Source organism: Streptomyces solicamelliae (assembly GCF_045348655.1).
Classification (GTDB): Bacteria; Actinomycetota; Actinomycetes; order Streptomycetales; family Streptomycetaceae; genus Streptomyces; species Streptomyces solicamelliae.
The window spans coordinates 7,103,812-7,118,030 of record NZ_CP160404.1; the positions used below are offsets into that span (position 1 = coordinate 7,103,812).

Below are 14,219 nucleotides of genomic sequence, written 5' to 3' on the forward strand. Positions count from 1 at the left end.
TCAGGCCGCCTTCCGGTTCAGCCGGGCGAGCAGCAGCATCGGCCCGATGGTGACGAGGAAGAGCAGCAGGCTGAGGGCGGAGGCGTAGCCGATGTGCCCGGTGAAGCCCCGGGAGTACATCTGGATCAGCATCACCACAGACATGTCGCGGCCGCCCGGGCCGCCGGTGCCGTGGGACAGCACGTACAGCTCGGAGAAGACCCGCAGCGCGGAGACCGAGATCAGGACGGAGATCAGCATCATCGCCGGCCGGACGCCGGGGAGCGTGACGTGCCAGAAGCGGCGTGCGGCGGACGCCCCGTCGACGGCCGCGGCCTCGTGGAGCTCGCGGCCGACGTTCCCGAGCGCGGACAGGTAGATCACCATGTAGTAGCCGAGGCCCTTCCACACCGTCAGCGCGATCGCGCTGAACAGCAGCAGCCAGCGGTCGGTGAGGAAGGACACCGGGCGGTCGGCGAGCCCGAGCTCGCCGAGCAGGCCGTTGATCAGTCCCCGGTCGTCGAGCACCCAGCCCCAGATGAGGCCCACGACCACGGCGGAGGCGACGACCGGGGTGTAGAACGCGGTGCGGAAGAACGTGACGCCGGGCAGCCTCTTCTCCACCAGGAGCGCGAGGAGCAGCGGCAGCAGGGTCAGCAGCGGCAGGCAGATCAGTAGATAGACGATGCTGTTGATCAGCGCGTCGGTCAACTGCTCGTCGCTCAGGGCGCGTTCGTAGTTCTCCAGACCGGTGAAGCGCCCGCCGCCGAGGGGTTTGGCGTTGGTGAACGACAGGATCACCGTGTTGACGGCGGGCCAGAGGTTGAACACCAGCAGCCAGACGACGGCCGGCCCGGCGAGCAGCCAGGGGGTGAACCAGCGCCGGTGGGTCATCCGGTCAGTCCTTCAGCAGCTGGTCGGCCCGCGCCACGGCCGTGTCCAGGGCCTTCTTCGACTCGGCCTGGCCGCTGATCGCCAGCGCGATCTGCTGGTTGATGACGGTGTTGATCGCGTCGTTCGCCTGCACCGGCTGGAGCATCCTGGCGTTCGCGAGCGAGGTGAACGCGGTGACCTTCGCGTCGCCGCCGTTGGTGCCGTCGCTCCTGCTGAAGAACGGGTCCGAGGCCGACGCCTTCGTAGAGGGGAAGATGCTGGTCAGATGGGCGAAGGCGGCCTGGTTCGGGGCGTTGGTCACCCAGCGGGCCAGGGCCACCGCGGCGGGCGCGTTCTTGGTGGACTTCGCGACCGACAGGCCCTGCACGTACAGCGGGGGCGTGCCCATCGCGGGGGAGGAGACCACCTTCGGGGCCAGCGAGGGGTTGTCGGTGGCGATGCTGTCGATGTGGTTCGCGCCGCCGGTCGTCCAGGCGGCCGTACCTGCGTTGAAGAGCTTGGCGTTCCCGGCGTACGTCTCGGTCAGCACGTCCTTGGGGAGCAGCCCCTCCTTGAAGGCGGAGCGGTACGTGTCGAGCAGCGCGGCGGCCTCGGGCGTGTTGAAGGTGAAGCGGGTGCCGTCCTCGGACATCAGCTTCACCCCGGCGTTGGCGAAGTCCATCAGGCCGGGCTTGCGGCTCATCAGATACGTCGCGCCGCCGGACTTCGCCTTCACCTCGCGGGCCGCGGTGATCAGCTCGTCCAGCGTGGCCGGGGGCTTCTTCGGGTCGAGGCCGTACGTGGTGAGCAGCTCGGCGTTCCAGTAGTTGACGTCGGTGTTGAGGTACCAGGGGTAGCCGTACGTGCCCTGGTGGCCGCCGAAGCGGTACGCCTCCAGGCCGCCGGCGACGTACTCGCCCGCCGCCTTCGGGTCCGCGGTCGCGATGTCGAGCAACATCTTCTGCTTGACCAGCGGCAGCGCGAAGTCCGGCGGCAGATTGACGACATCGGGCAGCGTGCCGCCGGCCGCCTGGCTGAGCACCTTCTCCGAGTAGCCCTCGCCCGGCTGGTCCAGCCACTGGACCTCGACGCCGGGGTGCTTCTTCTCGAAGGCGTCGATGACGCCCTCCATGTACGTGGTGAACTTCGGCTTCAGGGCCCAGGTCTGGATCGAGACCGTGCCTTTCACCTCGCCGTCGACCGGCGCGCCCTTGCCGTCGGTGCCGTCGGACGCGGCCGGGTCGCTGAGGCCGCAGCCCGCCAGGGCCGTCGCCGCGACCGCCGCCAGGACCGGCCGTATCCAGAGTCTGCTGCGCATAGAGGTCTCCCGGTTCGCTCGTCGGCTGCCTGTCGATGGTGCGGTGCGGAGCTACGGTGCGGAGCTACTAAACCGGTCTAGCGATTCGGGACTATGCTCCCGGCTAGACTGCCGTGTCAAGAAGGTGTGCGGACCGAAGGGGCGCTGCATGGCCAGACCGACGATCGCCGACATCGCCCGCCGGGCAGGGGTGTCCAAGGGCGCGGTGTCCTTCGCGCTGAACGGCCGCCCCGGTGTCAGCGAGACCACCCGGGCGCGGATTCTGCAGGTCGCGGAAGAGATGAACTGGCGCCCGCACAGCGCCGCCCGCGCCCTCGGCGGGGCCCGCGCGGACGCCGTCGGACTCGTCCTCGCCCGGCCCGCCCGCACCATCGGACTCGAGCCGTTCTTCGGCCAGCTGCTCTCCGGCCTCCAGGCCGGACTGTCCGTGCGCGGCACCGCCCTGCACCTGCTCGTCGTCGAGGACACCGCAGCCGAGATCGAGGTCTACCGGCGCTGGACCTCCGAGCACCGTGTGGACGGCTTCGTCCTCGTCGACCTCCAGGTCCGCGACCCGCGCGTCCCCGTCCTCGAGGAACTCGGCGTCCCCGCCCTCGTCATCGGAGGCCCCGGCCGGCACGGCAGCCTGCCCAGCGTCTGGGCCGACGACCGCGAGGCGATGGTGTCGATCGTCGACTACCTCGCCGCCCTCGGCCACCGGCGCATCGCGCACCTCGCCGGACTGCCCGCCTTCCAGCACACCCAGCGCCGCATCCGCGCCGTACGGGACAGCGCCCGCCGCCTCGGCCTCACCGCCGTCTCCCTGCCCACCGACTTCAGCGACGCGGAGGGCGCGGCCGCCACCCGGACGCTGCTCGCCCGCCCCGAGCGGCCGACCGCGATCATCTACGACAGCGACGTGATGGCCGTGGCGGGTCTCGGCGTCGCCGCCGAGATGGGGGTCGCCGTGCCCGGCGAGCTTTCCCTCGTGTCCTTCGACGACTCGGCGCTCGCCCGGATCGTCCACCCCTCGCTCACGGCCCTGTCGCGGGACACCTTCGCGCTCGGCGAGCAGGTCGCGCGGACCCTGCTAGGGCTCGTCGACGATCCGGCCACGGCGGGCGACACGAAGAACCCCACCCCGCGGCTCACGGTGCGCGAGAGCAGCGCGCCGCCGGCCCCTTGACCGCGTCAACTAAAGGGGTTTAGCCTCCCGGGTCGTCGGGCGGACGTGGCGACCCGCGTCCCCCCGTCCGTCACACGCACGTCTCCGCACCACGCACGTCCAGCACCCCCACCCCCCGAACGCTGGAACGGAGCCCCGGATGAGACGACCCCTCACCCTCCTGCTGACCGCGGCCCTGATCGCCGCCGTGCTCGGCCTCACCCCCGCACACGGCGCACCCCCGCCGAAACCGGTGCGGGCCGCGGCAGCGGGCGACCAGCCCCACGCCTCGTACTGGCACCCGAACACGATCCTGGGCTGGGACCCGGCCACCGACCCCGACGCCCGCTTCAACCGCTCCCGCGTCCCCCTGCGGCCCCGCGTCTCCGACCCCGCCCTCAAGGCCAACGCCAACGCCCGCGCCGGCGAGGGCGGCGTCACCGCCCTCGTCTCCTTCGGCCCCACCTCGAACAACCCCTCCCAGGGCTCCCTCGACCCGAGCTACTACGCCTTCGGGCACTGGCAGTACGTCGACAAGCTGGTCTTCTGGGGCGGCTCCGCGAGCGAGGGCCTGATCCTCGCCCCCAACGCCACCGTCATCGACGCCGCCCACCGCAACGGCGTGAAGGTCTACGGCACCGTCTTCTTCCCGCCCACCGCCTACGGCGGCGAGATCCAGTGGGTCCGCGACTTCGTCCAGAAGTCCGGCGGCACCTACCCCGTCGCCGCCAAACTCGCCCAGGTCGCGCAGCACTACGGCTTCGACGGCTGGTTCGTCAACCAGGAGACCGCCGGCGGCGACGCCACCCTCGCCACCGAACTGCGCAACGCCATGCGCTACGCCCGCGGCCTCGGGCCGGTCGAGTTCATGTGGTACGACGCCATGACCGAATCAGGCTCCGTGAGCTGGCAGGACGCGCTCACCAGCGCCAACGACTCCTTCCTCCAGGAGGGGCCGCAGCGGACCAGCGACTCGATGTTCCTGGACTTCGGATGGAGTACCGCCGGACTCGACTCCTCCCGCACCCTCGCCCGGAACCTCGGCCGCAGCGAGTACGAACTGGCGGCCGGCATCGACACCGAGGCCAACGGCTACAACACCTCCGTGCCCTGGAGCTCGCTCTTCCCGGCGGGCCAGAAGCACGTCACCTCCCTCGGTATCTACCGCCCCGAGTGGACCTTCACCTCCTCCTCCGGCCGCGCCGATGCGCACGCCCGCGAGGCCCGCTACTGGGACGGCGCCAACGGCGACCCGTCGAACACCACGACCGGCTCGTCCTGGAAGGGCCTCGCACACTACATCCCCGAGTCCTCCGCGGTCACCGCCAAACCGTTCGTCACCTCGTTCAACGCCGGCCAGGGCGACTTCCACAACATCCGCGGCAGCCGCGTCTCCTCGACCGGCTGGAACAACCTCTCCCTGCAGGACGTGCCACCCACCTACCGCTGGCTGGTCTCCTCCACCGGCAGCCGCCTCACCCCGTCCGTCGACTTCACCGACGCCTACGAGGGCGGCTCCTCGCTGCGGCTCAGCGGCGTCCTCGACGCCGTCAACACCGTGCGCCTCTACCAGACGAAGCTCCCCGTGGCCGCGGACACCAAGCTGTCCGTCGTCGTGAAGACCCCGGCCGCCGGGCCGACCCGGCTCAAGGCCGCCGTCTCGTTCACCGACGCGCCCACCGCGGTCACCACCCTCGACCTCGGCGCGACCGGGAGCACCGGCTGGGAGACCAAGACCCTCGACCTGTCCGCGTACGCCGGCCGGACCATCGCCCAGATCGGCCTGCAGGCCGCCGGCTCCGACCCCGCGTACGACATCCGCGTCGGACAACTCGCCGTGTACGACGGCACCGTCGACACCGCCGCCGCGCCGACCGGCGTCACCGTTCTCGGCACGACCGACGTGAGCGGCACCCGCAAGTCCCTCCGCCTCGGCTGGACCCCGTCGGCCACCGGCGCCGTGCACCACTACGAGGTCCACCGCCGCAACCCCGACGGCACCCGCACCTTCCTCGGGGCCACGCCGAACGACGCGTACTTCGTGCCCCGGCTCGACCGCGTCGGCACGGAGACCACCACGACCCTCGACGTCGAGGCCGTCTCCACCGAGTACGGCCGCTCACCGGTCGCCACCACCACCGTCCCCTGGTCCGGCACCGCCCCCGAGACGAACCTCGCCCTGAACCGGCCCGCCACCGCATCCGGACAGTGCAACGCCTCCGAGACCCCGGCCAAGGCCGTCAACGGCAGCGTCACCGGCGGCACCACCGACAAGTGGTGCACCCTCACCGCCACCAAGTGGCTGGAGGTGGACCTCGGTTCGGCCCGCGCCCTGACCCGGTTCACCGTCCGGCACGCCTCCGCCGGCGGGGAGAGCGCCACCTGGAACACCCGCGACTTCACCCTCCAGGTCCGCTCCTCGACCGCCGACCCGTGGACCACCGCCGCCACCGTCACCGGCAACACGGCCGCCGTCACCACCCACCCGGTCTCCGTCACGGCCCGCTACGCCCGGCTCCAGATCACCCGGCCCACCCAGACCACCGATCCGGCCGCCCGGATCTACGAGTTCGAGGCCTGGGGACCGTAGACGCGACCGTCTGCACGCCTGGTCTACACGTCCGGGCGGGCACGGCGCGGCAGGGGTTCCGTCGCGGGCCCCTGCAGCACCGTCCCGTCCGGCGCGAAGCGCGAACCGTGGCACGGGCACTCCCACGTCTGTTCGGCCTCGTTGTACGCCACCAGGCACCCCATGTGCGTGCACCGGGCCGACAGCGCGTGCAGCACCCCCGACACGTCCCGCTGCACCGCCCGCGGCTGCCCGTGGTCCCGCACCACCGCGCCCGTGCCCGGCAACAGCGCGTCCAGCGACTCCGCCCGCTCCAGACGGCGCCGGTCACCCAGATAGTGCGCCGCGACCTCCCGCTGCTCCCGCACCAGCTCCGGCAGTTCGCGCGGCGGCGCGGGCCGCCGCGGATCGCACACCTCGGTCCACGACGGCCGCGGCAGGCCCAGCAGATGGGCGGCGAGCAGCCGGCCCGCCATCACCCCGCCGCTCATGCCCCAGCCGCCGAACCCGGTGGCCACGTACACGTGCTGCGTCCCCGGATGCATATGGCCCACGTACGGCGCCAGATCGGCCGAGTCCACGTCCTGCGCCGCCCAGCGCAGCGGCGCGCCCGCCTCGCCGAAGCCGGGGAAGTACCGGCGCGCCCAGCTCTCCAGGCGCGCGTACCGCACGCCGACGTCGCCCGCGCCCGGCCGGAACGCCTCGCCCGTCACGATCAGCAGCCGGCCCGAGCCGTGCGGGGCGGTGCGCACGGAGCGGGTGCGGTCCTCCGGTGTGAGGTACATGCCCTGCGGATCCGCGTCCTCCGGCAGGGGAGCGGCGATGACCAGTTCGTGCCGCGGGGCGAGGCGGATCAGCAGGGACGTCGGGGCGAAGACCGGGAAGCCGGTGGCCACCACGGCGTCCGAGGCTTTGATCACGGCCCCGTCCTCGGTCTCGAGCCGGATGTGGGCACGTTCGTGCAGGTCGATGACCCGGGTGCGCTCGTGGATGCGTCCACCGGCGGAGACGAGCGCGTCGGCGAGCGACGTCAGGAAGGCCGCCGGGTGGAACTGGTACTGGTCGTCGACGCGGACGGCGGCGGCCACCGGGAACGGCAGGCCGGTGTCGGTGACGAAGTGCGCGTCGAGGCCCGCGGCCCGGGCCGCGGCGGTCTCCGCACGGACGTCCGCGACGCTCTCCGGCTCCGTCACGTACGTGTACGCGGGCCGGAGTTCGAGTTCGGCGTCCGTGCCCAGCTCGGCGGCGAGCGCCACGAGGCGTTCGATCGCGTCCTGCTGGGCGGCCGCGTACAGTCCCGCGCCCTCCTCGCCGACCGTGCGGCGCAGCCGCTCGTAGCGCAGTCCGTGGAGCGCGGTGACCTTGCCGGTGGTCGATCCGGTGGTCCCGGAGAGCAGCCGGTCGGCCTCCAGGACCACGGCCTCGCGGCCCGCCTTCGCCAGCTCCCACGCGGTGACGAGACCGGCGATGCCGCCCCCGATGACCGCCACGTCGACGGTCAGGTCCTCGTCGAGGCGGGGTCGGGGCCGGCGATGTGCCGTGGCGAGCCAGTGGGACTGCGGCCCGCGTTCGTCGTTGAGCGCCAGAGGATCGTGCATGCGGAGCCTCCCGCCGGTGGTGCCCCCGACTAACGGATTACCCGCTGCGCCGACGCGCCATGTGCACGGTGTGCCGTGAGCGCCCGGGGTGACGGGTGGGTGACGCGCGGCGACCGCGGGGTGGGACCGAGCGGCGACGGTGAGGCCCGAGGCTTCGAACAGGGCGTTGTCAGTGCCGACTGCGATCCTTGCGGACATGGACGAGCTGATGAGAGGGCGTGTCTACGGCGCCGACCACGACGACCCCGACCCCGGTCCGCGCCCCGGGCACGACTACCGCGAACTGGTGGCCGGCCCGCTCGACGGACTGCTCCTCGACGTCACCGGCTGGACCGAGCGTCAGCTGGAGGAGCCGGTTGCCCTGCCCACGGAGATAGGGGCCTACGGCGCGGGCGGCCGCGCGCAGTACGCGCCCCGCTCAGGCGACCCCAGACGCTGGGACTGGCGCGGCGACACGCGGTAGCGGCGCTCCCCGGCGCGGTCAGGCCGCTTCGAGGTCCGTGTGCAGGGCGGCGAGGAGCCAGTCGTGGGCCGCGCCCGCCGTCGTCCGGTCCGGGCCGAACACCTCGGCGGCGAGCCGCCAGTAGCGGTCGATCCGCGGATCGGCCGCGAGGACCCGGCCCAGGTCGCGGCGGAACGCGGGCGTGTCCCTGCTCCCGCCGGAGCGGGCGTACGCGGCGACGAAGCAGTCCAGTGCCTCGCCCGCCCGCGGGGCCCGGCCCGCCCGCAACCGCGGCGCCGCCAGCGCGTACGCGTCGTCGAGCCCCTCGTACAGGACGTCCGGCCGATGCCCGCGGTGCGCGGCCGGCTGGGCGCGGTCGCCGGCCTCGCAGGGCGCGGACACGAAGGCGTGCAGCCGCGCGAAGGCCAGCACCTGGCTCGGCGAGGGGTCCTCCGGCGGCTGCGGCACCGTCTGCTCCAGGACCGTCGCCACGACCCGCGCGGGCAGCCGCGGCGGCAGCCAGCGCCGCCAGAAGCGCGCCAGCGCGTCGGTGCTCGGCGGCACCCGCACCGCGCCCACCAGCCGCAGCCGCTCGGCCCGTTCGCCCGGCGGGCAGTCCCGTACGAGCCGCAGCGCGGCCTCCCGCCAGCGCAGCGCGGCCATGCGCGCACCCAGCTCCCGCAACTGCCCCTCGACGACACCCTCGAGCACGGCGCCGTCCTCGTCGTCGAGCACCCGCGCCACCTCCGGCACCGGAAGGTCCAGCGTGCGCAACGACCGGATCAACCGGAGCCGTTCCAGCGCCTCGGGCCCGTACCGCCGGTGCCCGCCCGCGCTGCGCCCCGCCGCGGGCAGCAGCCCTCCGTCCGAGTAGTACCGCACGGTCTTGACGGTCACACCGGCACGCTCGGCCAGCTCACCGATGCTCCACAGGCCCTCGGGCGACACCCCGTACCTCCCCCGGAGGGCTCCCCGCCCCCGCTCACCGGCAAGTATGCCCGCCCGGCGGAGCCCGGCAGGTGGTCCTCCGGCATCGGTGCCACGATGGGGACAGCGCAACGGCGCGGCGTGCGTTCGCACGTTCGCACCCACCGAGAGGAGCCGACGTGACCACCCCACCCGACGAACCCGGCCCCATCGACTACGTGGTCATCGAGTTCCCCGGCAGCCACCTCACCGGCGAGGGACTCGCCCTCCTCGGAGACCTGGTCGACCGCGGCATCATCCGCATCCTCGACCTCACCTTCGTGAAGAAGGAGGCGGACGGGACGCTGATCGGCATGGAGATCACCGATGTCGACGCCGACGGCGAGCTCGACCTCGCCTTCTTCGAGGGCGCGTCCTCCGGGCTGCTCGGCGAGGAGGACAAGGCCGAGGCCGGCGGTCTCCTGGCGCCCGGCGACTCCGCCGCGGTCCTGCTCTACGAGAACCTGTGGGCGGCACCGCTGGCCGCCGCCCTGCGCCGCTCGGGCGCCCGCATGATCGCCGGCGGACGCGTGCCGCTCCAGGACGTCGTCGAGGCGCTGGACGCGCTCGAAGCCGCCTGAGCCGGGTCCCCCACACCCACCTTCCCGAGCCGAGGAGGCAGACATGCCCGGACTGCTACGAGGCGTCGCACGCACCGCCGTCGTCGCCGGCACGGCCACCGCCGTGTCGAATCGCGTCTCCCGCCGTCAGGCGGGCCGCTGGGCCCAGCAGGAGGCCGCCTACCAGCAGCCCCCGCCGCCGCCCGCGCCGGCCCAGCCGGCGGCGCCGCCGCCGCAGGAGACGTCGATGGACGACAGGATCGCCCAGCTCCAGCAGCTCTCCGCGCTGAAGGACCAGGGCGTGCTCACCGAGGAGGAGTTCGCCGCGCAGAAGGCGAAGATCCTCGGCGCATGACGGCGACCTCGACCCGGAGCCGGCAGTGAACAAGTGGAAACCGCTGATCGTGCTCGGGACGGCCCAGTTCCTCATGGTGCTGGACGCCTCGGTCATGAACGTGTCCATCAGCCAGCTGGTCGAGGACTTCGACACCGAGGTCACCGCCATCCAGGCGGTCATCACCCTCTACACGCTGTTGATGGCCGCCTTCATGCTGACCGGCGGGAAGCTCGCCGACATGTTCGGCCGGCGGCGGGTCTTCATCGTGGGCCTCGGCGTGTACGGCGTCGGCTCGGGGCTCACCGCCGTGGCGCCCACCCTCGGCGTCCTGGCGCTCGGCTGGTCCGTCATCGAGGGGCTCGGGGCCGCGCTCGTCCTGCCCGCCCTGGCGTCGCTGGTCGCGGGTTCCTACACGGGACGCGACCGGGCCGTCGCCTACGGCGTCGTCGGCGGGCTCGCCGGCGCGGGCATCGCGGTGGGGCCGCTGCTCGGAGGCTGGGTCACCACGTACCTCACCTGGCGGCTGGTCTTCGCCGGAGAGGTCGCCCTCGTCGCGCTGATCCTGCTGCTGATCAGCTGGGTGCCCCCGCAGCCGCGGCCGTCCGAACGCCCCGCACTCGACGCGGTGGGCGTCGTCCTGTCCGCCGCGGGCCTGGCCCTGATGGTCCTGTCCGTGCTGCAGAGCGGCACCTGGGGCTGGGTGGAGCCGCGCAATCCGCCGTTCACCGTGCTGGGTTTCGCGCCGACCCTGTTCGTCTTCGCCCTCGGGGCGGCCCTGTTGTACGTCTTCTGCCGTCATGAACGGCGGCGCGAGGCCAAGGGGCGCACGCCCCTCGTCTCACTGGACCTGCTCAAGAACCGGGAGCTCCGCTCGGGGCTCGCGACGCTGTTCAACCAGAACACGATCCTGCTGGGACTCTTCTTCGTCATCCCGCTCTACCTGCAGGTCCTCCAGGGCCTCGACGCCTTCGAGACGGGCCTGAAACTGCTGCCCGTCTCTCTCGCCATGCTCGCCGCCTCGATGTGCGGCAGCCTGCTCCTGCGCTTCGCGTCGCCGCGTACGGTCGTCCGGGCGGGCCTCGTGGTGCTGCTGGGAGCCACGGTGTGGCTGATCACGGCCATCGAACCGGAGCTGAAGGGCGCGTCCTTCGCCGGGGCGATGACGCTGCTCGGACTCGGCCTCGGCATGCTCGCCTCCCAGCTGGGCAACGTCGTGCAGTCCAGCGTCCGGGAGGAGGACCGCAGCGAGGCGGGCGGCCTGCAGTACACCGCGCAGAACCTCGGCTCGTCGCTCGGTACGGCCCTCATCGGCGCCCTGCTCATCGGCGCGCTGGCCGGCTCCGTGACGGCGAAGATCGAGGAGGACCCGCGGGTCTCCGCGGCGATTGCCGGCCAGGCCGCGGTGCGGGTGGAGGCGGGTATCTCGTTCGTACCCGCCGACGACGTCGCGGACGCGCTGGCCGCCCGGTCCGCCGTGCCGCCCGCGGAGGCCGCCGCGATCGTCGAGAGCTACCAGGAGGCTCAGATCCAGGGGCTCAAGACGGCGGTCCTCGCCTGCAGCGGGATCACCCTGGCGAGCTTCCTCTTCACCCGCGGCATTCCCGGCCGCCGTCCGACGGCCGGGAAGCGCGAGGCGGCGTGAGGGCCGCCCCGGTCAGGAGGCGACGGGGACCGGGGCCGGCGCCGTGTCGGGATCCGGACCCGCGGCGTCCGGGTCCGGGCCCTCGTCGTCCGCGTCCGGCTCCTGCTGCGGGTCGCTCAACTGGTCGCGCAGGTAGTTCCAGACCACCGCGATGAGCGCCGCCACCGGCACGGCGAGCAGACTGCCCACGATGCCGGCCAGGCTGCCGCCCAGCGTCACGGCGAGCAGGACGACCGCCGCGTGCAGGCCGAGCCCGCGGCTCTGGATCATCGGCTGGAACACATTGCCCTCCAGCTGCTGCACCACGACGATGATCGCCAGGACGATCAGCGCGTCGGTCGGACCGTTCGACACCAGCGCGATGAGGACCGCGACGAGACCGGCGAACAGCGCGCCGATGATCGGCACGAACGCGGAGACGAACGTCAGCACGGCCAGCGGCCAGACCAGCGGCACGTCGAGGTACCACAGCCCCAGGCCGATGAACACGGCGTCCAGCAGACCGACGAACGCCTGGCTGCGCACGAACGCGCCCAGCGTGTCCCAGCCGCGCTCCGCCACGATCGGCACGTCGACGGCCAGCCGGCCCGGGAGCTGGCGGGTGAGCCACGGCAGGAAACGCGGCCCGTCCTTGAGGAAGAAGAACATCAGGAACAGCGCCAGGAAGGCCGTGACGATCCCACTGAACACGGTGCCGACGCCGGACACGACCGTGGTGACCATGCTGCCGATGCTGCTCTGCACACGGTCGACCGCCGTGTCGAACGCGCCGGTCAGCTGGTCCTGGCCGATGTTCAGCGGCGGTCCCGCGGCCCACTCGCGCAGCCGCTGGATCCCCTCCACGACCCCCTTCGACAACTCACCGGACTGGGACGCGACCGGCACCGCGATCAGGGCGACGATCCCGGCGACCACGAGCAGGAACGCGAGCGTGACGGTGGCCGCCGCCAGGGCCGGCGGCCAGCCGTGCCGGCGCAGGAAACGCGTCGGCGGCCAGGTCAGCGTGGTCAGGAACAGACCCACGACGAGCGGCCAGACGACGGACCACATGTGGCCGAGGATCCACAGCGTCACCGCCGCCATCAACAGCACCAGCAACGACTCGGCGGAGACGCGGGCCGACGTGCGCAGCGCCGCGGCCGCTTTCGCGGAACTCAACGAGACAGACATGGAGGTCACCCTATGGAACGGCCCCGGACCGCCCGAGCCCCGCCCCTGAACCGCCACTTGAATCTCCCGCAGGGGGAGTTCCTACCGTGCCCGGGCAGACAGGACACGGCACGAAGGAGAGTCATGACGGCGTTCGTTCTGGTGGCGGGGGCGTACACGGGCGGCTGGGTGTGGGAGGACGTGGCGGCGCGGCTGCGCGCCGCCGGGGCCGAGGCGCACAATGCGGCGCTGACCGGGATGGGCGTCCGGGCGCCCGCGGCTCCGCCCGGCACGGATCTGGAACGGCACGTCCGCGAGCTGGTGGAACTCGTCGACCGGGTCGACGACCCGGAGGTGGTCCTCGTCGGCCACGACTACGGCGTCCACCCCCTGCTCGGTGCGGCCGGCCGCCGCGCCGCGCGGATCACCCGCGTCGTCCACGTCGACACCGGCCTCGTCCAGGAAGGGGCGCCGGCCCTCGCCCTCGTACCGGACCCGGCCGTGCACCAGGCCCTCGCCGAGGGTGCCGCGCACCTGCCGCCGCCCGCCTCGCGCGAGGAGTGGCAGCGGTGGGGGAGCACCGACGGACTGGACGACGCGACGCTGGACCGGCTGATCCGCCGCGCCGCCCCGCAGCCCCCGGCCACCCTGACCCAGCCACTCCGCCGCACCGCCGAGGTCGCCGGGCTCCCCCTCACCGGCGTCCTGTGCGCCGCCGGTGGGAGCATCGCCGGCGTCCAGGCCCTGGTCGAACTCGGCGACCCCCGGTTCCGGGTCCTCACCGAGCCGGGGACCACGTTCTTCGAACTCGCCACCGGACACTGGCCGATGCTCTCCGCACCCGGCGAACTGGCCGACGTCCTTCTCTCCGCCGCGAAGGGCGAGGGCCACCGCGTGGCCCGGCCGGCCGACGGCGAACTGCCGCCGCACCTCGGGCCGTTCCTGCTGGACCTGCCCGGACGCCGCCGCGAGCGGGTGGGACGGGTCGACCTGTACCCGCCCGAGGCCGACGCGCCGCGCCCCGCGGTGCTGTTCGTCCACGGCGGCCCCGTGCCCGCCGGGGTGGAGCCCACCCCGCGCGACTGGCCCGCCTTCGTGGGCTACGCCCGGTACGCGGCGGGCCTCGGTGCGGTCGGCGCGACCGTGGACCACCGGCTGCACGACGTCTCCGCGTACCCGCGGGCCGCCGAGGACCTCGCCGCCGCCGTCGACCTGCTCCGGGCCGATCCGCGCGTCGATCCGGACCGGATCGCCCTGTGGTTCGTCTCCGCTGGCGGGCTGCTCTCCGCGCCGTGGATCGCCCAGCCCCCTCCCTGGCTGCGCTGTGTGGCGGCCGCGTACCCGATCCTCGCGCCGCTACCCGCCTGGGGCCCGTCCGATCCCCGCTTCCGACCGGCTGCCGCGCTCGGGAACACGACGAACCGCCCGCCGATCGTGCTGCTGCGCGTGGGGCGGGAGCGGCCCGAGATCGCCGCGACCGTCGAGGCGTTCCTGGCCGCGGCCGACCGGACCGCGGCCGACGTCGAGGTGATCGACCTGCCCGGCGGCGCACACGGCTTCGAGACCACCGACCGCTCCGAGGACGCCCGCCGCGCCGTGGAGCGGACGATGCGCGCCGTGCTCGACCGTCTGGAGAGCTGAC

Annotated in this window: 12 protein-coding genes; 7 read left to right on the forward strand and 5 right to left on the reverse strand. The window is 73.1% G+C overall.

Annotation, left to right across the window (positions count from 1 at the left end):
• Together ABZO31_RS32755 and ABZO31_RS32760 are read right to left on the reverse strand one after the other, a co-directional pair.
• A complete protein-coding gene (locus ABZO31_RS32755; RefSeq protein WP_406864962.1) occupies positions 1 to 873 on the reverse strand; it encodes a carbohydrate ABC transporter permease in 873 nt (290 codons plus the stop codon).
• 4 nt (positions 874 to 877) lie between these two features.
• Positions 878 to 2,170, reverse strand: a complete 1,293-nt coding sequence (locus tag ABZO31_RS32760) for an ABC transporter substrate-binding protein (protein ID WP_406864963.1) — start codon at positions 2,168 to 2,170, stop codon at positions 878 to 880.
• Positions 2,171 to 2,318: 148 nt separating this feature from the next.
• Between ABZO31_RS32760 and ABZO31_RS32765 the strand changes: the two genes are divergently transcribed.
• Positions 2,319 to 3,335: a LacI family DNA-binding transcriptional regulator gene (locus ABZO31_RS32765; protein ID WP_406864964.1), complete on the forward strand. Its 1,017-nt coding sequence runs from the start codon at positions 2,319 to 2,321 to the stop codon at positions 3,333 to 3,335.
• A gap of 139 nt (positions 3,336 to 3,474) precedes the next feature.
• On the forward strand, positions 3,475 to 5,904 hold the full coding sequence (locus tag ABZO31_RS32770; protein WP_406864965.1) for an endo-beta-N-acetylglucosaminidase: 2,430 nt from the start codon (positions 3,475 to 3,477) through the stop codon (positions 5,902 to 5,904).
• 23 nt (positions 5,905 to 5,927) lie between these two features.
• Here the strand turns inward: ABZO31_RS32770 and ABZO31_RS32775 are convergent, their stop codons facing one another.
• On the reverse strand, positions 5,928 to 7,481 hold the full coding sequence (locus tag ABZO31_RS32775) for an FAD-dependent oxidoreductase (protein ID WP_406864966.1): 1,554 nt from the start codon (positions 7,479 to 7,481) through the stop codon (positions 5,928 to 5,930).
• Between the two features lie 196 nt (positions 7,482 to 7,677).
• On the opposite strand from ABZO31_RS32775, the gene ABZO31_RS32780 reads away from it, so the two are divergent.
• Positions 7,678 to 7,944, forward strand: coding sequence for a hypothetical protein (locus ABZO31_RS32780; protein ID WP_406864967.1), 267 nt, complete (start codon positions 7,678 to 7,680; stop codon positions 7,942 to 7,944).
• Positions 7,945 to 7,962: 18 nt separating this feature from the next.
• Here ABZO31_RS32780 and ABZO31_RS32785 read toward each other — a convergent pair whose 3' ends face one another.
• Positions 7,963 to 8,871, reverse strand: coding sequence for a MerR family transcriptional regulator (locus ABZO31_RS32785; RefSeq protein ID WP_406864968.1), 909 nt, complete (start codon positions 8,869 to 8,871; stop codon positions 7,963 to 7,965).
• A 158-nt stretch (positions 8,872 to 9,029) separates the two neighbouring features.
• Here ABZO31_RS32785 and ABZO31_RS32790 point away from each other — a divergent pair, with 158 nt between their 5' ends.
• The 3 genes from ABZO31_RS32790 to ABZO31_RS32800 are packed head-to-tail and all read left to right on the forward strand — an operon-like array spanning position 9,030 to position 11,428.
• Positions 9,030 to 9,470 (forward strand): DUF6325 family protein, encoded by a 441-nt coding sequence (locus ABZO31_RS32790; RefSeq protein WP_406864969.1) that lies wholly within the window; start codon positions 9,030 to 9,032, stop codon positions 9,468 to 9,470.
• Positions 9,471 to 9,513: 43 nt separating this feature from the next.
• Positions 9,514 to 9,804, forward strand: a complete 291-nt coding sequence (locus tag ABZO31_RS32795; RefSeq protein ID WP_406864970.1) for an SHOCT domain-containing protein — start codon at positions 9,514 to 9,516, stop codon at positions 9,802 to 9,804.
• Positions 9,805 to 9,829: 25 nt separating this feature from the next.
• Positions 9,830 to 11,428 (forward strand): MFS transporter, encoded by a 1,599-nt coding sequence (locus tag ABZO31_RS32800; RefSeq protein WP_406864971.1) that lies wholly within the window; start codon positions 9,830 to 9,832, stop codon positions 11,426 to 11,428.
• 12 nt (positions 11,429 to 11,440) lie between these two features.
• On the opposite strand, the gene ABZO31_RS32805 is transcribed toward ABZO31_RS32800, so the two are convergent.
• The gene (locus ABZO31_RS32805) at positions 11,441 to 12,598 is read right to left on the reverse strand and encodes an AI-2E family transporter (protein ID WP_406864972.1); all 1,158 of its coding nucleotides are present in this window, start codon (positions 12,596 to 12,598) and stop codon (positions 11,441 to 11,443) included.
• Positions 12,599 to 12,721: 123 nt separating this feature from the next.
• On the opposite strand from ABZO31_RS32805, the gene ABZO31_RS32810 reads away from it, so the two are divergent.
• Positions 12,722 to 14,218, forward strand: a complete 1,497-nt coding sequence (locus ABZO31_RS32810; RefSeq protein WP_406864973.1) for an alpha/beta hydrolase — start codon at positions 12,722 to 12,724, stop codon at positions 14,216 to 14,218.
• Position 14,219 lies beyond the last annotated feature (1 nt).